This is a genomic window from Massilia sp. NBRC 108631 (genome assembly GCF_059704565.1).
Genome location: NZ_BAAKJE010000213.1, coordinates 112,975 through 136,413 on the forward strand (window position 1 = coordinate 112,975; position 23,439 = coordinate 136,413).

Genomic DNA, 23,439 nt, shown 5'->3' on the forward strand with positions numbered 1-23,439 from the left:
ATCAATGCACTCCTGCTACGGTGCTGGCAGCGGCGGCGGGCTCGTGTTTCTGGAACAGGCCGCGCACCAGCACGAAGAATACCGGCACGAAGAAGATGCCGAGGAAGGTGGCCGTCAGCATGCCGCCCAACACGCCAACGCCGATGGCGTTCTGGCTGCCCGAACCGGCGCCGCTCGCGATGGCCAGGGGCAGCACGCCCAGGCCGAAGGCGATCGAGGTCATCAGGATGGGACGCAGGCGCAGGCGCACCGCTTTCAGCGTGGCCGCCTTCAGTTCCATACCCTGCTCCTCCAGCTCCTTGGCGAATTCCACGATCAGGATGGCGTTCTTTGCCGCCAGGCCGACCACGGTCAGCAGGCCGACCTGGAAGTACACGTCGTTCGCCAGGTGGAAGCCCCAGGTGGCCAGCACCGTGCCGATCACGCCCAGCGGCACCACCAGCAGCACCGAGAACGGCACCGACCAGCTTTCGTACAACGCGGCCAGGCACAGGAACACCATCAGCAGCGACAAGGTGTACAGCACCGTGGTCTGGGAACCCGAATCGCGCTCCTCCACCGACAGGCCATTCCACTCGAAGCCGATGCCGGCCGGCAGCTGGGCCGCCAGCTTTTCGATTTCGGCCATGGCCGCGCCCGAACTGACGCCCGGCGCCGGCATGCCCTGCACGTTCACCGACGACAGGCCGTTGAAGCGTTCCAGGCGCGGCGAGGCGTAGATCCACTGGCCGCTGGCGAAGGCGGAGAACGGCACCATCTCGCCGGCGTTATTGCGGACGAACCACTTGCCCAGGTCTTCCGGCGCCATGCGCGAATCCGGCTGGCCTTGCAGGTACACCTTCTTCACGCGGCCGCGGTCGACGAAGTCGTTCACATAGGACGAGCCCCAGCCCGTGCTCAGCACGCGGTTCACGTCGGCGATGGACAAGCCCAGCGCGGTGGCCTTCTGCTGGTCCACGGTGATCTTGTACTGCGGCGTATCGTCCTGGCCGTTGGGGCGCACACCCACCAGCAGCGGGCTCTTGGAAGCCATGCCCAGCAGCTGGTTGCGCGCGCCCATCAGGGCTTCGTGCCCCAGCCCGGCCTGGTCCTGCAGCTGCAGGTCGAAGCCGCTGGCGTTGCCCAGCTCCAGCACCGCAGGCGGCGCGAAAGCGAACACGAAGGCGTCGCGGATCTGCGAGAAGCTGCCCATGGCGCGGCCGACGATGGCTTTCACGTTGGCTTCCGCGCCCGGACGCTCGGCCCAGTCCTTCATGCGCACGAAGGCGATGCCGGTGTTCTGGCCGTTGCCGCCGAAGCTGAAGCCGGCCACGGTGAAGATGGAGGCCACGTTCTGCTTTTCATTGGTCAGGAAATGCTGCTCCACCTGTTCGATCACTTTCAGGGTGCGCTGCTGCGTGGCGCCGGCCGGCAGCTGGATCTGCGCGAACAGCACGCCCTGGTCCTCTTCCGGCAGGAAGGAAGTGGGCAGGCGCATGAACACCACCGCCAGGATGGCGATCAGCACGCCGTACAGCAGCATGGAGCGCTTGCCGCGCTTGAGCATGCCGCCCACCCAGCCTTCGTACTTGCTGCTGCCGCGCTCGAACGTACGGTTGAACCAGCCGAAGAAACCGGTGCTGGCAGGCTGGTGGCCCTTGGCCACAGGCTTGAGCAAGGTGGCGCACAGCGCCGGAGTAAACACCATGGCCACCAGTACCGACAGCGTCATGGCCGACACGATGGTGACGGCGAACTGGCGGTAGATCACGCCGGTGGAGCCGCCGAAGAAGGCCATCGGCACGAACACGGCCGACAGCACCAGCGCGATGCCCACCAGCGCGCCGGTGATCTGGCTCATGGACTTGGTGGTCGCCTCTTTCGGCGGCAAGCCTTCTTCCGTCATCACGCGCTCGACGTTTTCCACCACCACGATGGCGTCGTCGACCAGCAGGCCGATCGCCAGCACCATGGCGAACATGGTCAGGGTGTTGATGGAGTAGCCCAGCACCGACAGCACGCCGAAGGTCCCCAGCAGCACCACCGGCACGGCCATGGTCGGGATCAGCGTGGCGCGGAAATTCTGCAGGAACAGATACATCACCAGGAACACCAGGATCACCGCCTCCACCAGCGTCTTCACCACTTCTTCGATGGACAGCTTGACGAAGGGCGTGGTGTCGAAGGCCACTTCGGCCTTCATGCCGGCCGGGAACTGCTTGGACAGCTGCTCGATCTTGGCATTGACGGCCTTGGCCGTGTCCAGCGCGTTGGCGCCGGTGGCCAGCTTGATGGCCACGCCGGTGGCGGCGTTGCCGTTAAAGCGGGCCACGGTGTTGTAGCTCTCGCTGCCCAGCTCCATGCGGGCCACATCGCGCAGGTGCACGGTGGCGCCGCTGGCGGTGGTCTTCAGCAGGATGGCGCCGAACTGCTCGGCCGTCTGCAGGCGGCTCTGCGCCGACACGGTGGCGTTCAGCTGCTGGCCCGGCATGGCGGGCGCGCCGCCCAGCTCACCGGCCGACACTTCCGTGTTCTGCGCGGTGATGGCAGCCGTCACGTCGGCCGGGGTCAGCTGGTAGCTTTGCAACTTGGTCGGGTCCAGCCAGATGCGCATGGCGTACTGGGAGCCGAACAAGGTCACGTCGCCCACGCCTTCCACCCGGCTCAGCGGGTCGATCACGTTGGCGGCCACGTAGTCGCCCAGGTCGGCCTGCTTCATGCTGCCGTTTTCGGACACGAAGCCCAGCACCATCAGGAAGTTCTTGGTGGACTTGGAGACCACCAGGCCTTGCTGCGTGACGGCGGCCGGCAGCAGCGGCGTGGCCAGCTGCAGCTTGTTTTGCACCTGCACCTGCGCGATGTCCGGGTTGGTGCCGTTGTTGAAGGTCAGCGTGATGCTGATGCCGCCGGTGGAATCGCTGCTCGAGCTCATGTAGCGCAAGCCGTCGATGCCCTTGAGCTTCTGTTCGATCACCTGGGTGACGGCGTCTTCCACCGTCTTGGCCGAAGCGCCCGGATAGGCGCCGCTGATGGTGATGGCCGGCGGCGCAATGCTGGGGTACTGCGCGATCGGCAGGCCGAGGATGGCGATCAGGCCGCCCAGCATGATGACGATAGCCACCACCCAGGCGAAGATCGGCCGGTTAATAAAGAAACGTGCCATGGTCGTCCTCGCTTACTGCGCCGCGCGCTTGGTTGCCGCTGCCGCGGTGCCGGGGGTGGAAGGAGCCGGAGCCGCCGCCACCTGCGCCGGCGCGCCCGGGCGCACTTTCTGCAAGCCGTCGATGATGACCCGGTCGCCCGCCGCCAGGCCGGACTTGACCAGCCACTGGTCGCCCACGGTACTGCCGGTGGCCAGCACGCGCTGCTCCACTTTGCCTTCCTTGTTCAGGATCATGGCGGTCGCTTCGCCTTTCGCGTTGCGGGTCACGCCTTGCTGCGGCACCAGGATGGCCTGCTCGTCCACGCCGCTGGACACCACGGCGCGCACGAACATGCCCGGCAGCAGATCATGCTTCGGATTCGGGAACAGCGCGCGCAGCACCACGTTGCCGGTGCCGGGGTCCACGCTGGCGTCGGCGAACTGCAGCTTGCCTTCCTGCGCGTACTTGCTGCCGTCGGCCAGCAGCAGCGTCACTTTGGCCTGGCCGCCCTCTTTCTTCAGGCTGCCGCTTTCCAGCTCGCGCTTCAGGCGCAGCATGTCGGTGCTGGACTGGGTCACGTCGACGTAGATCGGGTCCAGCTGCTGCACGGTGGTCAGCGCGCCGGCCTGGCCGGCGGTCACCAGCGCGCCGGGCGTGACGTTGGAACGGCTGATGCGGCCCGAAATCGGCGCGGCCACCCTGGTGTAGTCGAGATTGATGCGCGCCGTGTCCAGCGCGGCCGCAGCCGCCTCCACGTCGGCCTTGGCCTGTTCGGCGGCGGCCACCGCGTCGTCATAATCCTGGCGGCTCACGCCTTCAATTGCCACCAGGTCCTTGTAGCGCGCCACTTTCGGGGTGGCGGCCATCAGGTTGGCCTTGGCCTTGGCCAGCGCGGCCTTGGCCGAGTTGTAGGCGGCCTTGTAGGTGGCCGGATCGATCTGGTACAGCTGGGCGCCGGCCTGCACGTCCCCGCCTTCGGCGAACAGGCGCTGCTGGATCAGCCCGCCCACTTGCGGGCGCACTTCGGCGACCTGATAGGCGGCGGTGCGGCCCGGCAATTCGGTGGTGATGGCCAGGCTGCGCGGGGCCACGGTGTGCACGGCCACGGCCGCCACCTGCGCCGGCTTTCCGGCGCCAGGTGCTGCGGCAGTGGTGGGTTGGCAGCCGGCGCTGAGTGCGGCTGCGGAAAGAAGGAGCAAGGAAACAGGTTTCATGGTTCGCTTTCGACGGTGTCGGATTTTATCTTTTTATAGAATGAACGATCATTCTAAGTCTGTCAAGAAAAAAAACCCGCCAGCGGCGGGTCGGAACACTGCAGCAGGGGCACTGCAGCGGGGAGTAAAACCGGGTTTTACCCGCCTATTGTAATAAATCGACAATGCTTCAACTAACACAATTGTAACCAGATGTAGTTTTCCAGAATCAACTAATTGCCAAATGTGCTCTAACGTACAGTGCCTTTTTTTTGCCTGCGTTATTATTTTCACGACCTATCTCCCAATGGCGACACACTATGGAACAGCAAAATAACGATTCGAGCCGCTTTCTTTCCTCCGGCGTTCCTGGCCTGGACAATATCCTGGCGGGCGGCTTGACACGCGACCGTTTGTATCTGGTCGAGGGCGAACCCGGAACCGGCAAGACCACGCTGGCGCTGCAGTTCCTGAATGAAGGCAAGCGCCAGGGGGAATCGGTGCTGTACATCACGCTGGCGGAGACCACGGTGGAACTGAGTTCGGTGGCGCAGTCGCACGGCTGGACGCTGGACGGCATCCACATCGAAGAAATCATCCCCGACCAGGCCTCGCTCGACCCGGACCAGCAATACTCGATCTTCCACCCCTCCGAAATCGAGCTCGGCACCACCACCCAGCGCATCCTGGCGGCCATCGAGAAGTACAAGCCCACGCGCGCCGTGCTCGATTCGCTGTCCGAACTGCAGCTGCTGGCCGAGAGCCCGCTGCGCTACCGGCGCCAGGTGCTCGCGCTCAAGCAGTACCTCACCAGCCGCAACTGCACCACCATCTTCCTGGACGACCGCACCGCCCTCAGTACCGACCTGCAAGTGCGCAGCGTGGCGCACGGCGTGGTCACGCTGGAACTGGCCAGCCAGTCCTACGGCAGCGAACGGCGCCGCCTGCGGGTGGTGAAATACCGCGGCATCGCCTTTCGCGGCGGCTCGCACGACTACCGCATCCTGCATGGCGGGCTGCACGTGTTCCCGCGCCTGGTGGCGGCCGAAACGCGGGTCTCCAGCACCCGCCGCCAGCTCTCCAGCGGCCTGGCCGCCATGGACGACCTGCTGGGCGGCGGCCTGGAAGAAGGCATGAGCACCCTGGTGGCCGGGCCGCCGGGCAGCGGCAAATCCACCGTGGCGGCGCAGTTCGTCTCGGCCGCGTGCCGGCGCGGCGAGCGCGCCGCCATGTTCCTGTTCGAAGAGTCGCGCAACAATATGCTAAACCGCGCCGAAAGCCTGGGCCTGGACCTGAAACGGGCCATCGACGACGGGCTGCTCACGGTGCAGCAAGTGGATCCGGCCGAGCTGACCCCGGGCCAGTTCACCCAGGCCGTGGTGAGCGCGGCCGCCGCCGATGCGCGCGTGATCGTCATCGACAGCCTGAACGGCTACCTGAACGCGGTACCGGACGAGCGCTTCCTGTCGACCTACCTGCACGAGCTGCTCACCTATCTGGGCCAGCGCGGCGTGGTCACCATCGTGGTGGGGGTGCAGGCCGGCATGATAGGCGGCGCCATGACCACGGCGGTGGATGCCAGCTATATCGCCGACAACGTCATCATGCTGCGCTACTTCGAAGCCGAAGGCGAAGTGCGGCAGGCGATCTCGGTGTTCAAGAAACGCGGCAGCCGGCACGAGCGCACGCTGCGCGACTTCAGCATCGGCAAGGGCGGCCCCATGGTCGGCGCGGTCCTGGCCGGCTTCCACGGCGTGCTGACCGGCGTGCCGACCTATATCCACCCCGCCACGGACGCGGCGCACGGCCCCGCCAGCCGCCAGCCCTGACCGCCATGGAAAAACGCATCCTAGTCTACGCCCCGACCGGGCAGAACGCCGCCTTGTGCCGCAAGGTGCTGGAGATGGCGCGCATCGACTGCCACGTGTGCGAGACGGTGGGCGAACTGCGCCAGGAGCTGATGCAGGGCGCGGGCGCGGTGCTGACGGTAGAAGAAGCGCTGTCGGCCAGCGGCTTCCGGCTGCTGGCCGACTACGTGGAGCAGCAACCCAACTGGTCCGACTTGCCGATTTTGCTGCTCACCCATCGCGGCGGCGACTCGCTGCTGGTGCGGCGCGCCGTCATCAGCCTGGGCAACCTCACGCTGCTGGAGCGCCCGGTGCGCACGGTGACCCTGATCGCGGCCCTGCACGCCCAGCTGCGCGCGCGCGACAAGCAGTACCAGATGCGCGAAGTGACGCGCCGCAAGGACGAATTCCTGGCCAGCCTGGGGCACGAGCTGCGCAATCCGCTGGCGCCGATCCGCACCTCGGCCGCGCTGCTGCCCAATCTGTTCCCGGACTCCGAGCCGGCCGAGCGCATCAAGCAGGTGATCGAGCGCCAGGTGGTGCACTTGACGCGGCTGGTGGACGACCTGCTGGACGTGGCGCGCATCACCAGCGGCAAGATCGAACTGCAGCGCGGGGCGATCGAGTTCGGCGTAGTGATGCGGCACGTGCTGGAGCTGAGCCAGCAAGCCGCCATGGCCAAGCGCATCCACCTGGACCAGGACCTGCCGGACGAGGACACGGTGCTGGAAGCGGACTACGCGCGGGTGGTGCAAATCTATTCCAATGTGCTGTCGAACGCCATCAAGTTCACCCCGCAGGGCGGCCACGTGGCGCTGCGCGCCTGGCGCGAGGCCGGCATGCTGTGCGTGAGCGTGCGCGACACCGGCATCGGCCTGGAGGCCGACGCGATTCCCAAGATCTTCAATATGTTCGAACAAAGCCGCACGGTGACGGGGCAGATGTCGAGCGGCCTGGGCATCGGCCTGAGCCTGGCGCGCCAGTTCGCGCAGATGCACGGCGGCAGTATCGAGGCGCACAGTCCCGGCATAGGCCAGGGCAGCGAATTCGTCATCAAGCTGCCGCTGCCGGGCCAGCCGACGGCGGCGCCGGCCGCGCCGCTGCCCTACGTGGCCGAAGCGGGCGCGGGCAGGCGCACCCGGGTGCTGGTGGTGGACGACAACCGCGACGCCGCCGACTCGCTGGGCGCATTGTTCGAGATGGAAAATTTCGACGTCAGCACCGCCTACGACGGCTACGCCGCCGTGGCGGCCGCCACCCAGCAGCAGCCGGACATGATCGTGATGGACCTGGGCATGCCGGGCATGGACGGCTACGAAGCGGCGCGCCTGATCCGCCAGCAACCCGGCGGCAATGCGATCCAGCTGGTCGCGCTGACCGGCTGGGGCCAGACCGACGCCCGCCGCCGCACGCTGGACGCCGGCTTCGACCAGCACCTGATCAAGCCGGTCGACTTCGACGACCTGCTGCGCCTGGCCGCCCCGCCCCACTAATCCGATCGCAACCGCGCTTCCCCGCCAAGCGAGCTGAGCCGCATTTCACCCACTTCGGGGTCTGACCCCGATTGTGGTGCAATGGGGCTCAGCTCGCTTGTAGGAATTGTCTCCAGTCGTAGGATTTATTTCCAGTCGCCTCGCAATTCGGCAACTTGGGCGCGCAGCAGCTCGGGGGTGGCGTCCAGCGGGGCGACGGGCTGGCCGACGGCCAGCGCCAGCCGCGAGCGCCAGCCTTTGCGGAAGGTGCGCTCAAATACGTTCTCGTTGCTGCGGCTGAGCAGATGGCCCCACAGGCCGCGCAGCGCCATCGGGATCACCGGCACTTTGCTGCGTTCGATGATCTTGGCGATGCCGCCCTTGAATTCGTTCAACTCGCCCGTGGTGGTCAGCCGCCCTTCCGGGAAGATGCACACCAGGTCGCCCTCGTGCAGCGCCTGCGCGATGTCGATGAAGGCCTTCTCCATCAGCCACGGGTCTTCCTTGGCCGGCGCGATCGGGATCGCCTTGGCGGTGCGGAAGATCCAGCCCAGCAGCGGCGTCTTGAAGATGCGGTGGTCCATCACGAAGCGGATCGGACGCGGGCTGGCCGCGCCGATGACGATGGCGTCGACGTAGCTGACGTGATTGCACACCAGGACCGCCGGGCCGCTTTCAGGGATGCGGTCGGCGTCGATGGTCTTCACGCGGTGCAGCGTGTGGATCAGCATCCAGGCCAGGAAGCGCATCAGGAATTCCGGCACCAGCGAGAAGATGTACACCGCCACCAGCGCGTTCAGCACCGCCGTGGCCAGGAACAGCTCGGGGATGGTGAAGCCCTGCCCCAGCAGCAGGATGGCGACGCCGGCGGCGGCCACCATGAACAGCGCATTCAGGATATTCATGCCGGCGATGGTGCGCGACAGGTGGGCCGGCTCGCAGCGCACCTGGATCAGCGCGAACAGCGGCACGATGAAGAAGCCGCCAAACACGCCTATCATCACCACGTCGAACAGAATGCGCAGCGCGCTGTCTTGCGCCAGGAAACTGAGCCACTGCACCGCGCCGGTGTTGGCGTAGCCCAGGCTGGCGAAGTACAGGTCCATGCCGAACAGCGACAGGCCGATGGAACCGAACGGCACCAGGCCGATTTCCACCTTGTGGCCGGACAGCCGCTCGCACAGCAGCGAGCCGGTGCCCACGCCCAGCGAGAACACCGTCAGCAGCAGCACGAACACGCTGTGGTCGCCGTGCAGGTATTCCTTGGCGTACACCGGGAACTGCGCCAGGATCAGCGCGCCGTAGAACCAGAACCACGAGTTGCCCAGCATGGACAGGAACACGGTGCGGTTCTGCCTGGAGAAACTGAGGTTGCGGATGGTTTCGCTGACCGGATTCCAGTTGATCTTCAGGTCAGGCGCCGGGGCCGGCGTGAGCGGCACGCGGTAGCTGGCCAGCAGGCCGAGCACGGCCACCGCCAGCGTGGCGCCGGCCACCAGCTCGATGCCGATATTGCCGTAGGCGACCAGCACCGCGCCCAGCACCTGGCCCAGCAGGATGCCGACGAAGGTGCCCATCTCGATCACGCCGTTGCCGCCCATCAGCTCCTCGGGCTTGAGCTGCTGCGGCAGGTAGGCGTACTTCACCGGGCCGAACAGGGTGGAATGCACGCCCATGCCGACCACCGCCGCGATCAGCAGCCACAGCGTGTGCGACATCCAGCCCACCCCGGCCATCAGCATGATGCCCACTTCCAGCCACTTCACCAGGCGCGACAGGCCGGCCTTCTCGAACTTGTCGGCGATCTGGCCGGCGGTGGCGGAGAACACCACGTAGGGCAGGATGAACAAGCCGGGGATCAGGTTGGTGACCATGGAGGCGGACATGGTGGTCCAGCTGGCCGCTTCGAAGCCCAAAATCACCATCAGGGCGGTCTTGAACAGGTTGTCGTTGAAGGCGCCCAGGAACTGGACCCAGAAGAACGGGGCGAAGCGGCGCTGCGTCAGCAGGGAAAACTGGCTCGGCTTGCTCATGGTGGTGGTCTTTGCAAAAGTAGAATGTTGACAAAATACATCAGGAACCCCGGGCCGACAACCCGGTTTACCGCAACTGCGCGCCGACCGGCCTTGACCTAGCGCATCAAGGCCTTGAAAGCCGTCGGCATCCAGGGCCGCGCCGCCAGCATGAAGGTCAGCGAGTGGCGCTGCTCATACGGCAGCCGGGCGTCTTCCTGGTGCTGCCGGGAAAACTCGTCGGCCACCTGCTTCAGCCGCTCCAGCAGCGCCTTGGCGGAGCGCGGCGACAGCATCACGCTGACCAGCTTCATGAGCTCCTGGTCGCCGGCAAAGCGCGCATCCAGGAAGTCGCCGTAGGCCTCGCCGCGGAACCAGGTCTGGATCGGACCGTTCGGTATCCAGCTGAAGGTGCGCGCCACCAGCAGCTTGACGCGGTTGTTCGGCAGCAGCGTCAGGAAACCGATCTTATCCAGCCGCAGCAGATACTTCACCGCTTCCGCCTCACTGATCTTATACACCGCCACGATACGCTCCAGTGGAATCATGTTCAGCGCCGCCACCGCCACCACCAGCAATTTCATGTCGCCGATGATTTCCTGCTCCTGCGCATAGGTCAGTTGCGCAATCAGCTGGGGGGCGTCGGTGGCCGCCTGCACCAGTTCGGCGAAATCCATGCCCACCGCGTCCAATATCTGTTCCAGGCGCTCCAGCGTGAAACTGCGCTGGGCAAACATGCGCTTGACGCTGGCCTCGGACAAGCCGATGCGCCGGGCCAGCTCCGCGTACGTCACGGCTTTCAGCTTCAATTGCCGTTTCAGTGCGTCAATCATGAGGCTGGAATGGGACATGGCGGTAGCCCTACGCAAAAAGTATCGAAAGATAATACCATGCGTGCGATTTTTGGCAACTAGTAGCATATACGTTGCCGGATTGGCCATCCGGGGCGATGATGCAGTCCATCAACCAACCGGAGACTTAACATGAAACGCCTGCTGCTGATTTCCCTGCTGTCGCTTGCCGCTGTATCCGCCACATCCTCGGCCAATGCGGCCGGTGCCGGCGCAGGCGCCGGCGGGTCCGAACTGTCGCGTGCTTCCGAAGCGCTGTCCGGCGCGGCCGGCATCGTCTTGCTGGGATCGATGTCGGCGGTGGCCGCTTCTGGCTACGTCGTCATCGCCAGCGTGGACGCGGCGGCAGACGGCAGCGTGGTGGTGCTCAAGGGCGCGTCCGACGCAGCCACGGCCTCGGTGAAACTGAGCGCCAAGGCGACCGAAGGCCTGTCGCGCGCCGTGGGCCAGGCGGTGACGGTGACGGCCATCTCCACCGGCTACGTGCTGGTCCTGTCCGGCAAGGCCATCGCCTTCATCCCGAACGAAGTGGGCCAGGCCCTGATGCACCACAGCCGCGTGGGGCAATAACATGCGCCGCACGACCCTCGCCTGCATCGCCGCCGCGCTGGCCGCCCTGGCTTTGCAGCCTTGCGCCGCGCAAGCCGGCAACAGCTGCGAAGACAAGCCGCTCGAACTGCAGTCTGTCGTCAAAGGCATGGACCTGGCGCTGCGCACCAGCCGCGCGCTGGACGAAAGCGGCGCGCAGATCGCCTTCCTGTCGCGGGCCGGGCAGGACTTGAGCAAGTACCGCCTGCGCTACTCGCACATGGCGCTGGTGTGGCGCGACCAGGAACGCGGCCGCTGGCTGGTGGTGCACGAACTGAATGACTGCGGCAGCGCGACCTCCGGCCTGTTCAACGAAGGCCTCGGTAACTTCTTCCTGGACGACATGTTCCTGTACGAGGCGCAGTTGGTGATCCCGAGCCCGGAGATACAGGCCCGGCTGGCGCGCGTGCTGTCGACCAGCACGCCGCGCCGCCTGCACCACAGCAACTACAACATGCTGTCCTACGCCTATTCGACGCGCTACCAGAACTCCAACCAGTGGGTGCTGGAGAGTTATGCCGCCGCCAGCGCCGAACCGGGCCAGGTGGAGACCCGCGCCGAAGCGCAAGCGTGGCTGAAGCAGGCCGGCTACCGTCCCATCACCGTCGAGATCCCGGCCATGACGCGGCTCGGCGCGCGCATGTTCCGCGCCAACGTGGCGTTCGACGATCACCCGCACGAGCGCCGCATGGCGGGCCAGATCGACACCGTGACCGTCGACTCGGTGGTGCGCTTCATCAAGACGCAGGACAAGGACGCGCGTACGCTCACGATACGCTGACAACATACCGGCAGAGGTCATCATGGAATGGATCATGGTTGGATTAGTCGCGGCAGCGGTGTACTGGATCGGGATGCCGATCTATTGCATCGCCGCCGCGCGTCGCGCCAGCCGGCAGGCTGCCGGCAACGAAAGCGATGTGCAGCAACTGCGCCATCTGGTTGGGGAGTTGCGGGCGCAAGTGCGCGATCTGCTCGCCGAGCACACGCAGCCCGCCCCCCCGCCGGCACCGGAGGCCGCCGCGCCCCAGCAGGCCGCAGCGCCGGCGCAGGCGCCGATGCCGCCGCCGGTTCCGGCCCGGTCCCCGGCCCCAGTCGTATCGCTCCCGTTCCCGCCATCAACTCCGGTGCCGCCTGCCGCGACGGCAGTTCCCGCCTCGCCTGCCCTGCCGGGCGCCGCTGACACGTACGCGCCTCCGGGTGCTGCGGCCGGCGCCTCCCCTCCCGCCACGCCTGCGCCGATGGACCCGGCAGCCAGCACGCCATCCGCCAGATCGGCGTCCCGGGCAGCCCCGGCAGCGACTGCAGCGACTGCAGCGACTGCAGCAACAGGAACAGCCGCACCGGCAGCACCAGCGGCGCCAGCCTGGCTGGTGGCGGCGCGCGACTGGCTATTTGGCGGCAATGTCGTCGCCAAGCTCGGCCTGCTGATCCTGTTCATGGGCGTGAGCTTCCTGCTCAAATACGCCGCCGCCAATTTCAACACCCCTATCGAACTGCGCCTGAGCGGCGTGGTGCTGGCCGACCTGGCCCTGCTGGCCTGGGGCTGGCGCATCCGCGATAGCCGCCCCGGCATCAGCCTGCCCGTGCAAGGCACCGCGATCGCCGTCCTGATCCTCACCACTTTCGCTGCCTTCCGCGTCTATCACCTGCTGCCCGCCACGCTGGCTTTCGCCCTGCTGACCGTCTTGGTCGCCTTTGCCTGCGTGCTGGCGGTGCTGCAGAACGCCGTCTGGCTGGCCGTATTCGGCATCATCGGTGGCTTCGCGGCGCCGGTGCTGGTCTCCACCGGCAGCGGTAACCACATCGCCCTGTTCAGCTACTGCGCCATCCTCAACGCCGGCATCCTCTATATCGCCACCAAAAAATCCTGGCGCGCCCTCAATGTGCTCGGCTTCGCCTGCACCTTCGTGCTTGGCACTTCGTGGGGCGTGCTGCGCTATACGCCGGACCACTACCTGTCCGCGCAGCTGTTCCTTGGCCTGTTCCTGCTGATGTACATCGCCATCGCGGTGTTCTACGCACAACGGCAAGCGCCCAAGCTGGCGCATTACGTGGATGGCACCCTGGTGTTCGGCACGCCGCTGGCCGCCATCGGCCTGCAGCACGGCCTGGTGCAGCACATGGAATTCGGCATGGCCTGGTCCGCCCTGGCCATGGGCCTGCTCTACGCCGGCCTGGCCTTGGCGCTGTGGCGCCGCCTGGGCGCCACGAGCCGGCTGCTGTGCGAATCCTTCCTCGCGCTCGGCGTCGTGTTCGGCACGCTGGCGCTGCCCTTCGCGCTGGACGGCCGCTGGACCGCCGCCGCCTGGGCGCTGGAAGGCGCCGGCGTGGTATGGGTTGGCTTGCGCCAGCAGCGCAAGCTGGCCTGGACCTTTGGCTTGCTGGTGCAGGGCGCCGCCTGGATCGGCTTCCTCGGCGACATCATCAGCCTCGACGCCGCCGTGCTGGCTAACGCCAACATCTGGCTCGGCTTCCTGATCCTGGCCGCCGGCACCTTCATCGTCGCGGTGCAATTCCGCGGCGCCGGCCAGGCCGTGCCTGCCGCCGTGCGCGATCCGCTCGCCACGCTGCTGCTGGCGATAGCCGCCGCGTGGCTGCTGGCCGGCACCTGGTACGAAGTGGTCAGCCGCAGCAGCGGCGCCACCCAGCTCAACCTGCTCACCGCCAGCGCGCTGGTGGTGGCAGCCTTACTCGGCGTGATCGCTGCCCGCATGCGCTGGCGCATCGCCGGCGGCTACACGGTGGCCGTGCAACTGCTGGCCGCCGGCGTCTTCCTGTACCGCACGCGCTGGGACTGGCTGGACAGCCGGGTCGCCCTGCTCGACGGTCCCTTCCTGAGCGCCCTCATGCTGGGCGCCGGCCTGTGGCTCTCCAGCCTGTTCTTCCACCGCCACGCCGTCCGCAGCGCCGACGAAAAAGAGCGCACCTCGCTCGCCCTCACATCGGAGGCGCTGCTGCCCGGCGCGGGACTGGCCTGGTACGTCATGGCGCTGGCGCCGCTGGCCGCCTGCCTGGCGGACCAGTACGGCCTGCGCCCCGGCTTCCAAGGCGTGCACGACCTGCCCGCCATGCTCTCGTTCTACGCCATCGGCGCCAGCCTGCTGGCCTTGCTGGCCCAGCATCTGGCGTGCCGTATGGACTGGCGCGGCCTGCGCAAGCTGGCCATGCCGGTATGGCTGGTGCAAGCCGGCATCAGCGGCGCCATGCTGCTGATGATGCATTTCACCGGACACACACCCGGCGCGCTGGCCTGGTGCGCTTATGCCGCCGCCTGGACCGCCTCCGAGTACACGCTGCGGACCTGGACCCGTATGGCGTGGCCGCTGCCGCACGCCGCCCTGGTAGCGGTGCATCTGCTGCGCATTGCCGCGCCGTGGCTCATGATCTGGCCGGTGCTGAACCACGCCATCGCCGGCTGGCTGCTGGCGGGCGGCACAGCGGAGCAAATTCGCATGCTGCTGGACGGCTGGGAAGTCAGCGGAGGCTGGGCGCGCTACCTGCCGGCATGGGCCATGATGGCGGCCACCGCCGTCCTGCTGCGGTGCCGGGCGGACGAATGGCCGCTCAATCCGCTGGCAGCCTGGCACCAGCGCTTCCTGCTGCCCGTTGCCGCCGTGTGGACGCTGTTGCTGGCAGCGCGCTGGAACTTGCTGAACAGCGGCGCCATGGCCCCGCTACCCTACCTGCCACTGCTCAATCCGCTGGACCTGACCACCGGCTTCGCGCTGCTGCTGGCCGCAGCCGCCTTCCGCCGGCACCGCTTTGCCGCGCAGCGCAAAGGGGCCGCCGCCGGCGCCGGCTACGTGTGGTTCAATCTGATGCTGCTGCGCTCCGTGTCGAACTACATGGATGTGCCCTACCAGTTCAACGCGCTGATGGCCTCACAGTTCGTGCAGGCGCTGCTTTCGCTGGTGTGGACCGTCAGCGCCATGGTGCTCATGCGGATGGCTGCGCGGCGCGGCATGCGCACGCTGTGGGGCATAGGCGCGGCACTGCTCGCGGTGGTGGTGCTCAAGCTGTTCGCGGTGGACCTGTCCAATGCCGGCGGCATCGAGCGCATCGTGTCGTTCATCGGTGCCGGCTTGCTGATGGTGGCCATCGGATACGTCGCCCCGCTGCCCCCTGCCGCCCCGCGTGCGGAAGTGGCGCAATGAGCGCGCTGCTGCGCCGCGCCGCTGCCGCGGCATTGCTGCTGGCAGGCGCCTGCCATGCAGCCGCGCCTGCGGACAGCGCCGCCGGCTATAGCCACACCATCCCGCTCAACGTGCAAAAGGACAGCGGCCTGGCTGCGCTGCGCCTGCCGCAGCAGGTCTACCTTGCTTCCCGCTCACGCTCGCTCGACGATCTGCGCGTGTTCGACCGCGACGGCGCCAGCGTCCCGTTCGCGCTGCTGGCGCCTCCGGCGCCAACGCACACGACAGTGGCGGATCTGCCGGTACGCGTCTTCCCGCTGCGGTCCGTCCAAAGCGGCGATGACGGTGCGGCAGGTAGGCGGCTGGATATCCGGACCGACGGCAGCGGGCGCCTGCTGTCGGTCGCCAGCAGCCCGGCGTTTCCGGCGGCGGCGCGCCAGGAATCGCTGTCCCGGCTGATACTGGAAGTCGATGCGGCAAAAGATGCACAAGGCCAGCCGCCCCCGGTGTCCGCGCTGCGCTTCGAACTTCCGCCTGGCACGCGCAGCTACAGCGCGCAGCTGTGGCTGGAAACCAGTAGCGACTTGCAGCGCTGGGAACCCGCCGGCGCCGCCGAACTGAGCTGGCTATCGAACGCGGACGCGCAAACGCTGTCGAACAGCCGCATGGCCATCCAGCCTGCACGGTTCCGCTACGCGCGCCTCAGCTGGCGCAGCGGGACGCCGCTGGTGTTTGCGCGCATCGTCGCCGAAACCGAAAGCACGGCCGACGCCGGCCCGCCCATGGACACGTTGACGCTGCAACCCACGGTGGCAAAAAACGGCACCGACCTGGTATACCGCAGCGGCATCGCCATCCCGGCAGAGCGCATCGGCATGCAGTTCGAGGCCGCCAACGCCGTCTTCCCTGTCACCCTGGGCCGCTACGAATCGGCGCCGCGCCGTCACCGCAGGCGCCAGCCAGAGTTGTTCTTTGTCCCAGTGCTGAACACCACGTTCTACCGTATCACCCAGGAAGGCATGGAACGCAAATCCGGCGACGCGGCCATCGCCGCAACCCACACCGACACCTGGGTGGCGAAAACCGAACAAGGCGCGACGGCGCGGCCCGCGCTGCGCATTTCCTGGACACCATCCACGCTGCTGCTGCTCGCCAACGGCAAGGGCCCCTACCAGCTGGCCTACGGCCGCGACGGGGCCGAAAGCTCTGCGCTGCTGCCGTCCCAGATCGCACCCGGCTTCAGCGCCGACGAACTGCGCGCCCTGCCGCAGGCGCACGCCGCACTTACCGTCGCGCCAGCCGGCCATGGCGCGCCGGCGCCGTCCATTGCGGCAGGACTGCCGGGCCAGCAAGAACGGCAGGAATCGGCCGCGACGGTCCAGCGCACCGCCATCCTCTGGTCCGTGCTGCTGGCAGGCCTCGCCCTGCTGGCCTACTTCGTCCGCACGCTGCTGCGCCAGATGAACGGCAGCGAGCAAGGCCGCGAAAAACAGAACTAGCGCGACGCCAGCGGCAGGCGAATGGTGATGGCGGTGCCTTTATGGCCAGTAGCGATGGCAAGGCTGCCGCCAAAAGCATCGGCGCGCTCGCGCATGCCGATGATGCCGATGCCGGCCGACGCCAGGGCCGGATCGTATCCTTTGCCGTTGTCGGCAACCTCGATCAGCAGCGCGCTGTCCTGCGGCGCTGCCGCACGCCGCAGCGCAACCGTCACGCGCGTGGCCTTGGCATGCTTGACCACGTTGGACAAGGCTTCCTGCACAGTGCGGTAGGCCGAAATAGCGACCGCGCCGTCCAGCCCGGAGAAATCTCCTTCGGCGTGGAACTCGAAACGGCAGCCGGCGCCGGCGCGGTCGTAATGCCGCACCATTTCCTCGATCGCGCCCTGCAGGCCGAGCATGTCCAGCACTTCCGGGCGCAAGCGCCGCACCAGCGCACGGCCGCTGTTGTACAAGCCGAGCGCCAGCTGGATTACGCCTTGCGCGCGGGCGGCGATTTCCTGCGCCTCGGCCCCCTGTTCCAGCTTGCGCGCCAGGTCCACCACGCGCTGCGACTCCAGGCGCACCGCGATCAGCGTGGCATTCAGCTCGTCGTGGATCTCCAGCGCGATGCTCTTGCGCTCCTCCTCCACCGCGCCGTTCACCTTGCGTATCAGGCGGCGCTTCTCGGCGTCGGCTTCGCGCAGCGCGCGGATGGAAGCGTTCAGCGAATGGTTGAATTGCTTCGCCAGTTGCCATGCCAGCAGCACGCAGACCAGCAAGCCCAGGCTGGCCACCAGCAGCGCGAAGTAGAAGCGGCCGGTCTGCTTGCGCAGCATGGCGGTAGGCGACATCGTCACCCGCACATGGCCCACGGTCTCCACTGTCATGCCTTCAGGGCCCGCGGTGCGGGTCTGCATATTCATCCAGATCAGGCGCCGCAGTATGGGCGCCTCGTAGTAGGCGGGCTCCGGCTGGCCTCCGCTGCGGCTCACGATATGCAGCAGGGGCCGGCGCGCCTTGTCGAACAGTTCCACCTTGTAGATGCCGCTGTCCGACTGCACCATGCGGCTGACGCTGGCCCTGAGTTCATCCAGCTTGCCGGCAGTGACGCTGTATTCGCTGCTGTCGGCCAGCACCTTGGCCAGCAGCGGGCCGCGCTCGGCCAGTTCCTCGCGCACCGCGGTCAAGCGCGACTGCCACGCGTACACGACAAAGGTGATGAACATGTACGCGGCCGGCAAAATGATGATGGACAGCAGCCGCGTGCGCACGCTCCAGCCCCGCCATGGCGCCAGCGCCATCAGGGCTCAATCAGCCCGTGCTTGACGGCCAGCCGCGTGATCAGCGCTGGACGGTGCACGCCCAGCTTCTCCTTGACCGCCTGGCTGATATTGCTGATGGTCTTGGTTGACACGTCCAGCTTCTCGGCGATTTCGGCATTGGTCCAGCCCTCGGCCATCAACGTGAAGATTTCCAGCGCGCGCTCGTCCAGCTGCGACTGCGGCGACTGCTCGCCCTGCACCGACAGCTGCGCCAGGCGCTCGGCGATCTGCGGCGGGAAGTACAGCCCGCCCTCGTGCGCGCGCCGCACCGCAGCCGCCAGGTCGGCCGGGTCGCAGTCCTTGGTCAGGAAGGCGCGGCCGCCCAGGCGGTAGGTTTCCTTGATCAGGCTGTCCTGGTCGAACTGGCTTAGAAAGACTATCTTCGCGGCGGGCGCCTGCGCCAGCACCTGCTTGGCCACGTCCAGCCCGGTGAGCTCCTCGCCGAAACGGATGTCGAGCACCAGCACGTCCGGTTGCAAGGCGCCAAATTGCGCGATGGCGTCAGCCGGCGTACGCGCCTGCCCCGCCACTTCCATGCCATGGCTTTCCAGCGACATGGCGAATCCCGTCATCACGATCGGATGGTCATCCGCCAGCAACACCCTTATTTTCCGTTCCATCTACCACCCCATCGCAAATTAACTTCCATTGAAAGGAAGCATATCACACGATGCATTTCCACAGAAATTGCTTTTCAAGTTCTATTTGATGGAATAATATTCTTCCACAACCTAGCAATTCAAGGTTCCACACGAACTCGGAGCGCACATGAAAAACGAAAAAAACCTCACCGGCATCACGGTCGTCGCAGTCCTGCACGTTGCGCTGGCCGTTCTGGTCATGAGCAGTTCCAGGATCACCATATTCCATGTGCCGGAGACGACGGTGGACCTGGTCAAGGAACTGAAAGAGCCGCCGCGCAAAGTGGAGTACACCGACCTCCCTCTGGAAGCGCCACGCCAGCCGGACATTTACGTACCGCCGGTGCCGGATAACGTCCCGCAGCAGCAGCCATCCAATGTGACGGCCAGGCCGCTGACCGACAGGGTGCAACCGTCCGTTCCAGGCCCGGTGGCGGCGGCAGACAGCGGCGGCGACCGGGTCGTCCCCGCCAAGGGTCCGGTGCACGTGGCCGCCGTGGTGGATGCGGCCAACTGCGCCAAGCCGGACTACCCCAAGAACGCGCTGCGCAATGGTGACGCCGGCGCCGTGACGCTGGCCCTGCTGATCGGCACCGACGGCCGTGTGGCCGATTCGAAGATAGAAAAATCCAGCGGCTTCCGCGACCTGGACCGCGCCGCGCAAGTGGGCCTGGGCCTGTGCAGGTTCAAGCCCGGCACCATCGACGGTGTGCCTCAGCAGTCCTGGACGCGCATGCAGTACGTGTGGAACCTGGACGAGTAAATGGCGGGCGTGACTATTGGATAGATTGTGACTACTTGCAATCAAGTAAAATTGCTGTGAAGAAATTTCAATTTCGCTGTGCGCAATTTGCTCATCCATTCACTCCTCCCGGGACCACTCATGAAAATCTATCAATCCGGCGTTCTTCTGGCCGCCATGCTGGGCGTATCCGCCCTGTCCGGCTGCGCCACCGAAAGCTCGCAGGCGCTGGCCGTGCCGACCGTGGCCAGTGCCGCGCGTCCTTACACCGGCGTGCGCAGCCCTATCGCAGTGGGCAAGTTCGACAACCGTTCCAGTTTCATGCGTGGCATCTTCTCGGATGGCGTGGACCGCCTGGGTAGCCAGGCCAAGACCATCCTGATCTCGCACATGCAGCAGACCAACCGTTTCAACGTGCTGGACCGCGACAACCTGAACGAAATGAAGCAGGAAGCAGGCTTCAAGCAGCAGGCCCAGAACATCAAGGGCGCCGACTTCATCGTCACCGGCGACGTGACCGAATTCGGCCGCAAGGAAGTAGGCGACCACCAGCTGTTCGGCATCGCCGGCCGCGGCAAGACCCAGGTCGCTTACGCCAAGGTCACCCTCAACGTGGTCAATATCGCCACCTCCGAAGTGGTCTACTCCAGCCAGGGCGCCGGCGAATACAGCCTGTCCAACCGCGAAGTGCTGGGCTTTGGCGGCACCGCCAGCTACGACGCTACGCTGAACGGCAAAGTGCTGGATCTGGCGGTACGCCAGGCGGTGGACCAGCTGGTGGCCGGTGTTGAAGCCGGCGCGCTGGCCGTCCGCAAGTAAGGAGCGCGCATGAATCACGCGATGACCAAACGCGCCGCCGCCGTGCTGGCACTGGCCGGCAGCGCCATGCTGACCGGCTGCGCCTCCGCGCCCAGGACCCTGTACCAGTGGGAAGGCTATCAGCCGCAGGTGTACCAGTACCTGAAAGGGGAAAGCCCGGAGCAGCAGATCGCCGCTATGGAAAAGGACCTGCAGCTCATCAGCGCCAAGGGCAATATGGTGCCGCCCGGCTTTCACGCCCATCTGGGCATGCTCTACTCGGTGGCCGGCTCGCAGGAGCAGGTGGTGACGGAGTTCGAGGCGGAGAAGAAGCTGTTCCCGGAATCCGCAGCCTATATGGATTTCCTGCTTGGCAAAGCGAAAAAAGGTGAGAAACTATGATGCGCCGTATCCTGAAACTGGCAGCCTGCCTGGCGCCGGCGGTATTCTTCGTTGGCTGCGCCACGCAGAAGGCGCCTTACGACTACACCGCGTTCAAGGCCGCCAAGCCGCGCTCCATCCTGGTGCTGCCGCCGTTGAACAACTCGCCCGAAGTCAAGGCCAGCAACAGCGTCTACGCGCAAGTGACGTACCCGCTGGCGGAAGCCGGCTACTACGTGCTGCCGGTGGCCGTGGTCGGCGAGACCTTCAAGCAGAACGGCCTGACCAACGCGGCCGATATCCATGCGGTCGACATCAAGAAGCTGGATGAGATTTTCGGTGCGGACGCAGCGCTGTACGTCACCATTTCCAACTACGGCGCCACCTACACGGTGCTCAACAGCGTGGTGGTGGTGTCGGTGGATGCCAAACTGGTGGATGTCAAGACAGGCACGGTGCTATGGACCGGCGCTGCCACTGCGTCCAACAATGAGGGCGGCAACAATGGCGGCGGCGGCCTGATCGGCGCGCTGGTGGCGGCAGCGGTCAAGCAGATCATCAACAGCGTCAGCGACACATCGCACCCAGTGGCGGGTGTAGCCAATGCGCGCCTGCTCACGGCAGGCCAGGCTAACGGCATCCTGTACGGGCCGCGCTCGGAACACTACCTGAAGCAATAAGCCTCACGCAAGGCCTGCCGGTCCGGCAGGCCTTTTTTCCACCTGCGTCTATTTGCCCGCGCGGCTTCGCTTCATGCAGCGGAACAGCGGCCCTATCGCCAGCACCAGTACCACCATGCGCGACACGTGGAAAGCGGTGACGATGGGCACGCCGAGGTGCAGGGTCTGCGCCGTGAGCGACATTTCTGCGATGCCGCCGGGCGAGGTGGCCAGGATGGCGGTGCCGGGATTCAGGCCCGCCAGTTGCGCGAGCACCAGGCCGAAGGCGGCGGCCAGCGCCAGCGCCAGCGCGCTGCAGGCGGCCACGCTGGCCAGGTAGCGCGGCGCGGTGTGCAGGAAACCGGGCGCAAAGCGCGTGCCGAGCGAGATGCCGATGAACAGCTGGCCAGCCTTCACCATCCAGTCCGGCAAGCGGCTCAGGTGCACGCCGAAGGCCGTCAGCAGCAAGGCCATCAGCAGCGGGCCTATCACCCAGGCATTGGGCAACCGGCCCTTCTTCAGCGCCAGCGCGGCGCCGCTGGTGAGCAGGATCAGCGCCAGCAGGCCAAGCGGCTGCACGCTGCGCGCGCCGGGAACGAACAAGTCCGTGCCCAGGCCCAGGCCGTGCCTGCCCCAGTACTGGATCGCGAACGGGATAATCCCGACCACCATCATGATGCGCAAGCTGTGCGCGGCGGCCACCCGTTCCACGTTGGCGCCATGGTGCTCGCCCTGCACCGCCATTTCCGATGCGCCGCCGACGGCCATGGCGAAGAAGGCCGTGGTGCGGTCGGTGCGGGACAGTTTGTGCAGCAGCCAGCCGCAGAAGCAGCCCAGCGCCAGCGCAAAGGCGACGGCGGCGGCGATCCAGCCCGCCCGCGCCGCCAGCACGGCCAGCACCGGCGCCGTGAAGTACAGGCCGAGCGCCGTGCCGATGGCCCACTGCCCCGCTTCGCGTGCCGAGACCGGCGCGCTAAGGTCGACGCCGCACAGGCGCAGCGCGGCGGTGGCAAAGAGCGGGCCTATCATCCACGGCAGCGGCGTGTTCAGGTACACGCACAGCAGCGCGGCAACGATGCCGGCCGCCAGTGCGGAGAGAAAGGCCGGCCCCGGTTTCACGCCGTTCAGAACACCCAGAGTTTATCGGCCGGCAGCTGCAGCCAGTAGCTGCCCGCGTCCAGCCTGTACTTCGAGTATGCGCGCAGGCTGATGTCGCCGCTGGCGCTCTTGAACAGGCATTCCCAGCGGTCGCCCAGGTACATGCAGGTCAGCAGCGGGATCTCGACGGCGTTGTCCACTTGCGTCGAACTGACCCGTACCTCCTCCACGCGGATCAGCGTGGCCGGTTCGGCCATGCCGGCGCCGCGCGCCGTGCCTTGCAGCCTGGCGCCGTTCACTTCCAGCGTCACCTGCGCGCCGTCGCGCGACAGCACCTTGGCCGGCAGGCGGTTGTTGCTGCCCATGAACTCCGCCGTGAACAGCGTCTCCGGCGTTTCGTACATGCTTTGCGGCGTGCCCTGCTGCTCGATCTTGCCGTTGTTGAGCAGCAGGATGCGGTCGGAGATCGCCATCGCCTCGCCCTGGTCGTGCGTCACCATCAGCGCCGACAGGCCCAGGCGCACGATCAGCTCGCGCAGGAAGGCGCGCGCCTCCTCGCGCAGCTTGGCGTCCAGGTTGGACAGCGGCTCGTCCAGCAGGATCACGGGCGGGTTGTACACCAGGGCGCGGGCAATCGCCACGCGCTGCTGCTGGCCGCCGGACATCTGGTGCGGATAGCGCTCGCCCAAATGGCCCAGGCCCAGCTGCTTGAGCACCTCCATCACGCGTTCCTTGATCTCGGAAGCGCCCATCTTGCGCAGCTTCAAGCCGTAAGCGACGTTGTCGAACACAGTCTTGTGCGGCCACAGCGCGTAGGACTGGAACACCAGGCCCAGGTTGCGCTGCTCGGCCGGCATCTCGAACGAGTTCGATCCGTCGAACATGGTGCGGTCGCCGATATGGATGGTGCCCAGCTTGGGACTTTCCAGGCCGGCCACCGCGCGCAGCAAGGTGGTCTTGCCGCTGCCGGATGGTCCCAGCAGGGCAACCACTTCGCCCTTCTTCAGGTGCATCGACACGCCCTTGAGGATGGGGTTGGCGGTGGCGCCCTGGCCATATTCCAGGTGCAGGTCGTTGACGCTTAATTCGTTCATGG

Annotated in this window: 18 protein-coding genes; 10 read left to right on the forward strand and 8 right to left on the reverse strand. The window is 66.5% G+C overall.

What is annotated here, in order from left to right; all coding sequences use genetic code 11:
• Window position 1: 1 nt before the first annotated feature.
• Window positions 2–3,142 (reverse strand): efflux RND transporter permease subunit, encoded by a 3,141-nt coding sequence (locus AC6H42_RS23365; protein ID WP_497549053.1) that lies wholly within the window; start codon window positions 3,140–3,142, stop codon window positions 2–4.
• A gap of 12 nt (window positions 3,143–3,154) precedes the next feature.
• A complete protein-coding gene (locus AC6H42_RS23370) occupies window positions 3,155–4,336 on the reverse strand; it encodes an efflux RND transporter periplasmic adaptor subunit (protein ID WP_057155997.1) in 1,182 nt (393 codons plus the stop codon).
• A gap of 299 nt (window positions 4,337–4,635) precedes the next feature.
• Here AC6H42_RS23370 and AC6H42_RS23375 point away from each other — a divergent pair, with 299 nt between their 5' ends.
• Together AC6H42_RS23375 and AC6H42_RS23380 are read left to right on the forward strand one after the other, a co-directional pair.
• Window positions 4,636–6,144, forward strand: coding sequence for an ATPase domain-containing protein (locus AC6H42_RS23375; protein WP_057155998.1), 1,509 nt, complete (start codon window positions 4,636–4,638; stop codon window positions 6,142–6,144).
• Window positions 6,145–6,149: 5 nt separating this feature from the next.
• On the forward strand, window positions 6,150–7,655 hold the full coding sequence (locus AC6H42_RS23380) for a hybrid sensor histidine kinase/response regulator (protein ID WP_057155999.1): 1,506 nt from the start codon (window positions 6,150–6,152) through the stop codon (window positions 7,653–7,655).
• Between the two features lie 125 nt (window positions 7,656–7,780).
• On the opposite strand, the gene AC6H42_RS23385 is transcribed toward AC6H42_RS23380, so the two are convergent.
• Together AC6H42_RS23385 and AC6H42_RS23390 are read right to left on the reverse strand one after the other, a co-directional pair.
• Window positions 7,781–9,667, reverse strand: coding sequence for an MFS transporter (locus tag AC6H42_RS23385; RefSeq protein ID WP_497549054.1), 1,887 nt, complete (start codon window positions 9,665–9,667; stop codon window positions 7,781–7,783).
• A 98-nt stretch (window positions 9,668–9,765) separates the two neighbouring features.
• Window positions 9,766–10,497 carry a helix-turn-helix domain-containing protein gene (locus AC6H42_RS23390; protein WP_497549055.1) on the reverse strand — a complete coding sequence of 244 codons (732 nt, stop codon included), beginning with the start codon at window positions 10,495–10,497 and terminating at the stop codon, window positions 9,766–9,768.
• A 132-nt stretch (window positions 10,498–10,629) separates the two neighbouring features.
• On the opposite strand from AC6H42_RS23390, the gene AC6H42_RS23395 reads away from it, so the two are divergent.
• Genes AC6H42_RS23395 through AC6H42_RS23410 form a run of 4 tightly spaced genes read left to right on the forward strand, consistent with a single transcriptional unit; the run spans window position 10,630 to window position 16,720 of the window.
• Window positions 10,630–11,067: a hypothetical protein gene (locus AC6H42_RS23395; protein WP_057156002.1), complete on the forward strand. Its 438-nt coding sequence runs from the start codon at window positions 10,630–10,632 to the stop codon at window positions 11,065–11,067.
• A gap of 1 nt (window position 11,068) precedes the next feature.
• Complete coding sequence (locus AC6H42_RS23400; protein ID WP_057156003.1) at window positions 11,069–11,866, forward strand: DUF2145 domain-containing protein; 798 nt, start codon at window positions 11,069–11,071, stop codon at window positions 11,864–11,866.
• 34 nt (window positions 11,867–11,900) lie between these two features.
• Window positions 11,901–15,242, forward strand: a complete 3,342-nt coding sequence (locus AC6H42_RS23405; protein ID WP_497549056.1) for a DUF2339 domain-containing protein — start codon at window positions 11,901–11,903, stop codon at window positions 15,240–15,242.
• Entirely contained in the window at window positions 15,239–16,720 is a 1,482-nt protein-coding gene (locus tag AC6H42_RS23410; RefSeq protein ID WP_057156005.1) for a DUF3999 family protein, read from the forward strand. The genes AC6H42_RS23405 and AC6H42_RS23410 overlap by 4 nt, the downstream gene beginning before the upstream one ends.
• Here AC6H42_RS23410 and AC6H42_RS23415 read toward each other — a convergent pair.
• Window positions 16,717–18,003 carry a sensor histidine kinase gene (locus tag AC6H42_RS23415; protein WP_497549057.1) on the reverse strand — a complete coding sequence of 429 codons (1,287 nt, stop codon included), beginning with the start codon at window positions 18,001–18,003 and terminating at the stop codon, window positions 16,717–16,719. The genes AC6H42_RS23410 and AC6H42_RS23415 overlap by 4 nt on opposite strands.
• Entirely contained in the window at window positions 18,003–18,644 is a 642-nt protein-coding gene (locus AC6H42_RS23420) for a response regulator (protein ID WP_057156007.1), read from the reverse strand. The genes AC6H42_RS23415 and AC6H42_RS23420 overlap by 1 nt, the downstream gene beginning before the upstream one ends.
• Window positions 18,645–18,792: 148 nt before the next feature.
• Here AC6H42_RS23420 and AC6H42_RS23425 point away from each other — a divergent pair, with 148 nt between their 5' ends.
• The 4 genes from AC6H42_RS23425 (at window position 18,793) to AC6H42_RS23440 (ending at window position 21,266) form a co-directional block, all read left to right on the forward strand.
• Window positions 18,793–19,428, forward strand: coding sequence for an energy transducer TonB (locus tag AC6H42_RS23425; protein ID WP_057156008.1), 636 nt, complete (start codon window positions 18,793–18,795; stop codon window positions 19,426–19,428).
• A 120-nt stretch (window positions 19,429–19,548) separates the two neighbouring features.
• Window positions 19,549–20,226 (forward strand): CsgG/HfaB family protein, encoded by a 678-nt coding sequence (locus AC6H42_RS23430; RefSeq protein ID WP_497549058.1) that lies wholly within the window; start codon window positions 19,549–19,551, stop codon window positions 20,224–20,226.
• A 9-nt stretch (window positions 20,227–20,235) separates the two neighbouring features.
• The gene (locus AC6H42_RS23435; protein WP_497549059.1) at window positions 20,236–20,607 is read left to right on the forward strand and encodes a DUF4810 domain-containing protein; all 372 of its coding nucleotides are present in this window, start codon (window positions 20,236–20,238) and stop codon (window positions 20,605–20,607) included.
• On the forward strand, window positions 20,604–21,266 hold the full coding sequence (locus AC6H42_RS23440; RefSeq protein WP_497549060.1) for a DUF799 domain-containing protein: 663 nt from the start codon (window positions 20,604–20,606) through the stop codon (window positions 21,264–21,266). The genes AC6H42_RS23435 and AC6H42_RS23440 overlap by 4 nt, the downstream gene beginning before the upstream one ends.
• Before the next feature lie 48 nt (window positions 21,267–21,314).
• On the opposite strand, the gene AC6H42_RS23445 is transcribed toward AC6H42_RS23440, so the two are convergent.
• Together AC6H42_RS23445 and AC6H42_RS23450 are read right to left on the reverse strand one after the other, a co-directional pair.
• Window positions 21,315–22,364: an AbrB family transcriptional regulator gene (locus tag AC6H42_RS23445; protein ID WP_497549061.1), complete on the reverse strand. Its 1,050-nt coding sequence runs from the start codon at window positions 22,362–22,364 to the stop codon at window positions 21,315–21,317.
• A 5-nt stretch (window positions 22,365–22,369) separates the two neighbouring features.
• On the reverse strand, window positions 22,370–23,437 hold the full coding sequence (locus tag AC6H42_RS23450) for an ABC transporter ATP-binding protein (RefSeq protein ID WP_057156030.1): 1,068 nt from the start codon (window positions 23,435–23,437) through the stop codon (window positions 22,370–22,372).
• Window positions 23,438–23,439: the final 2 nt, after the last annotated feature.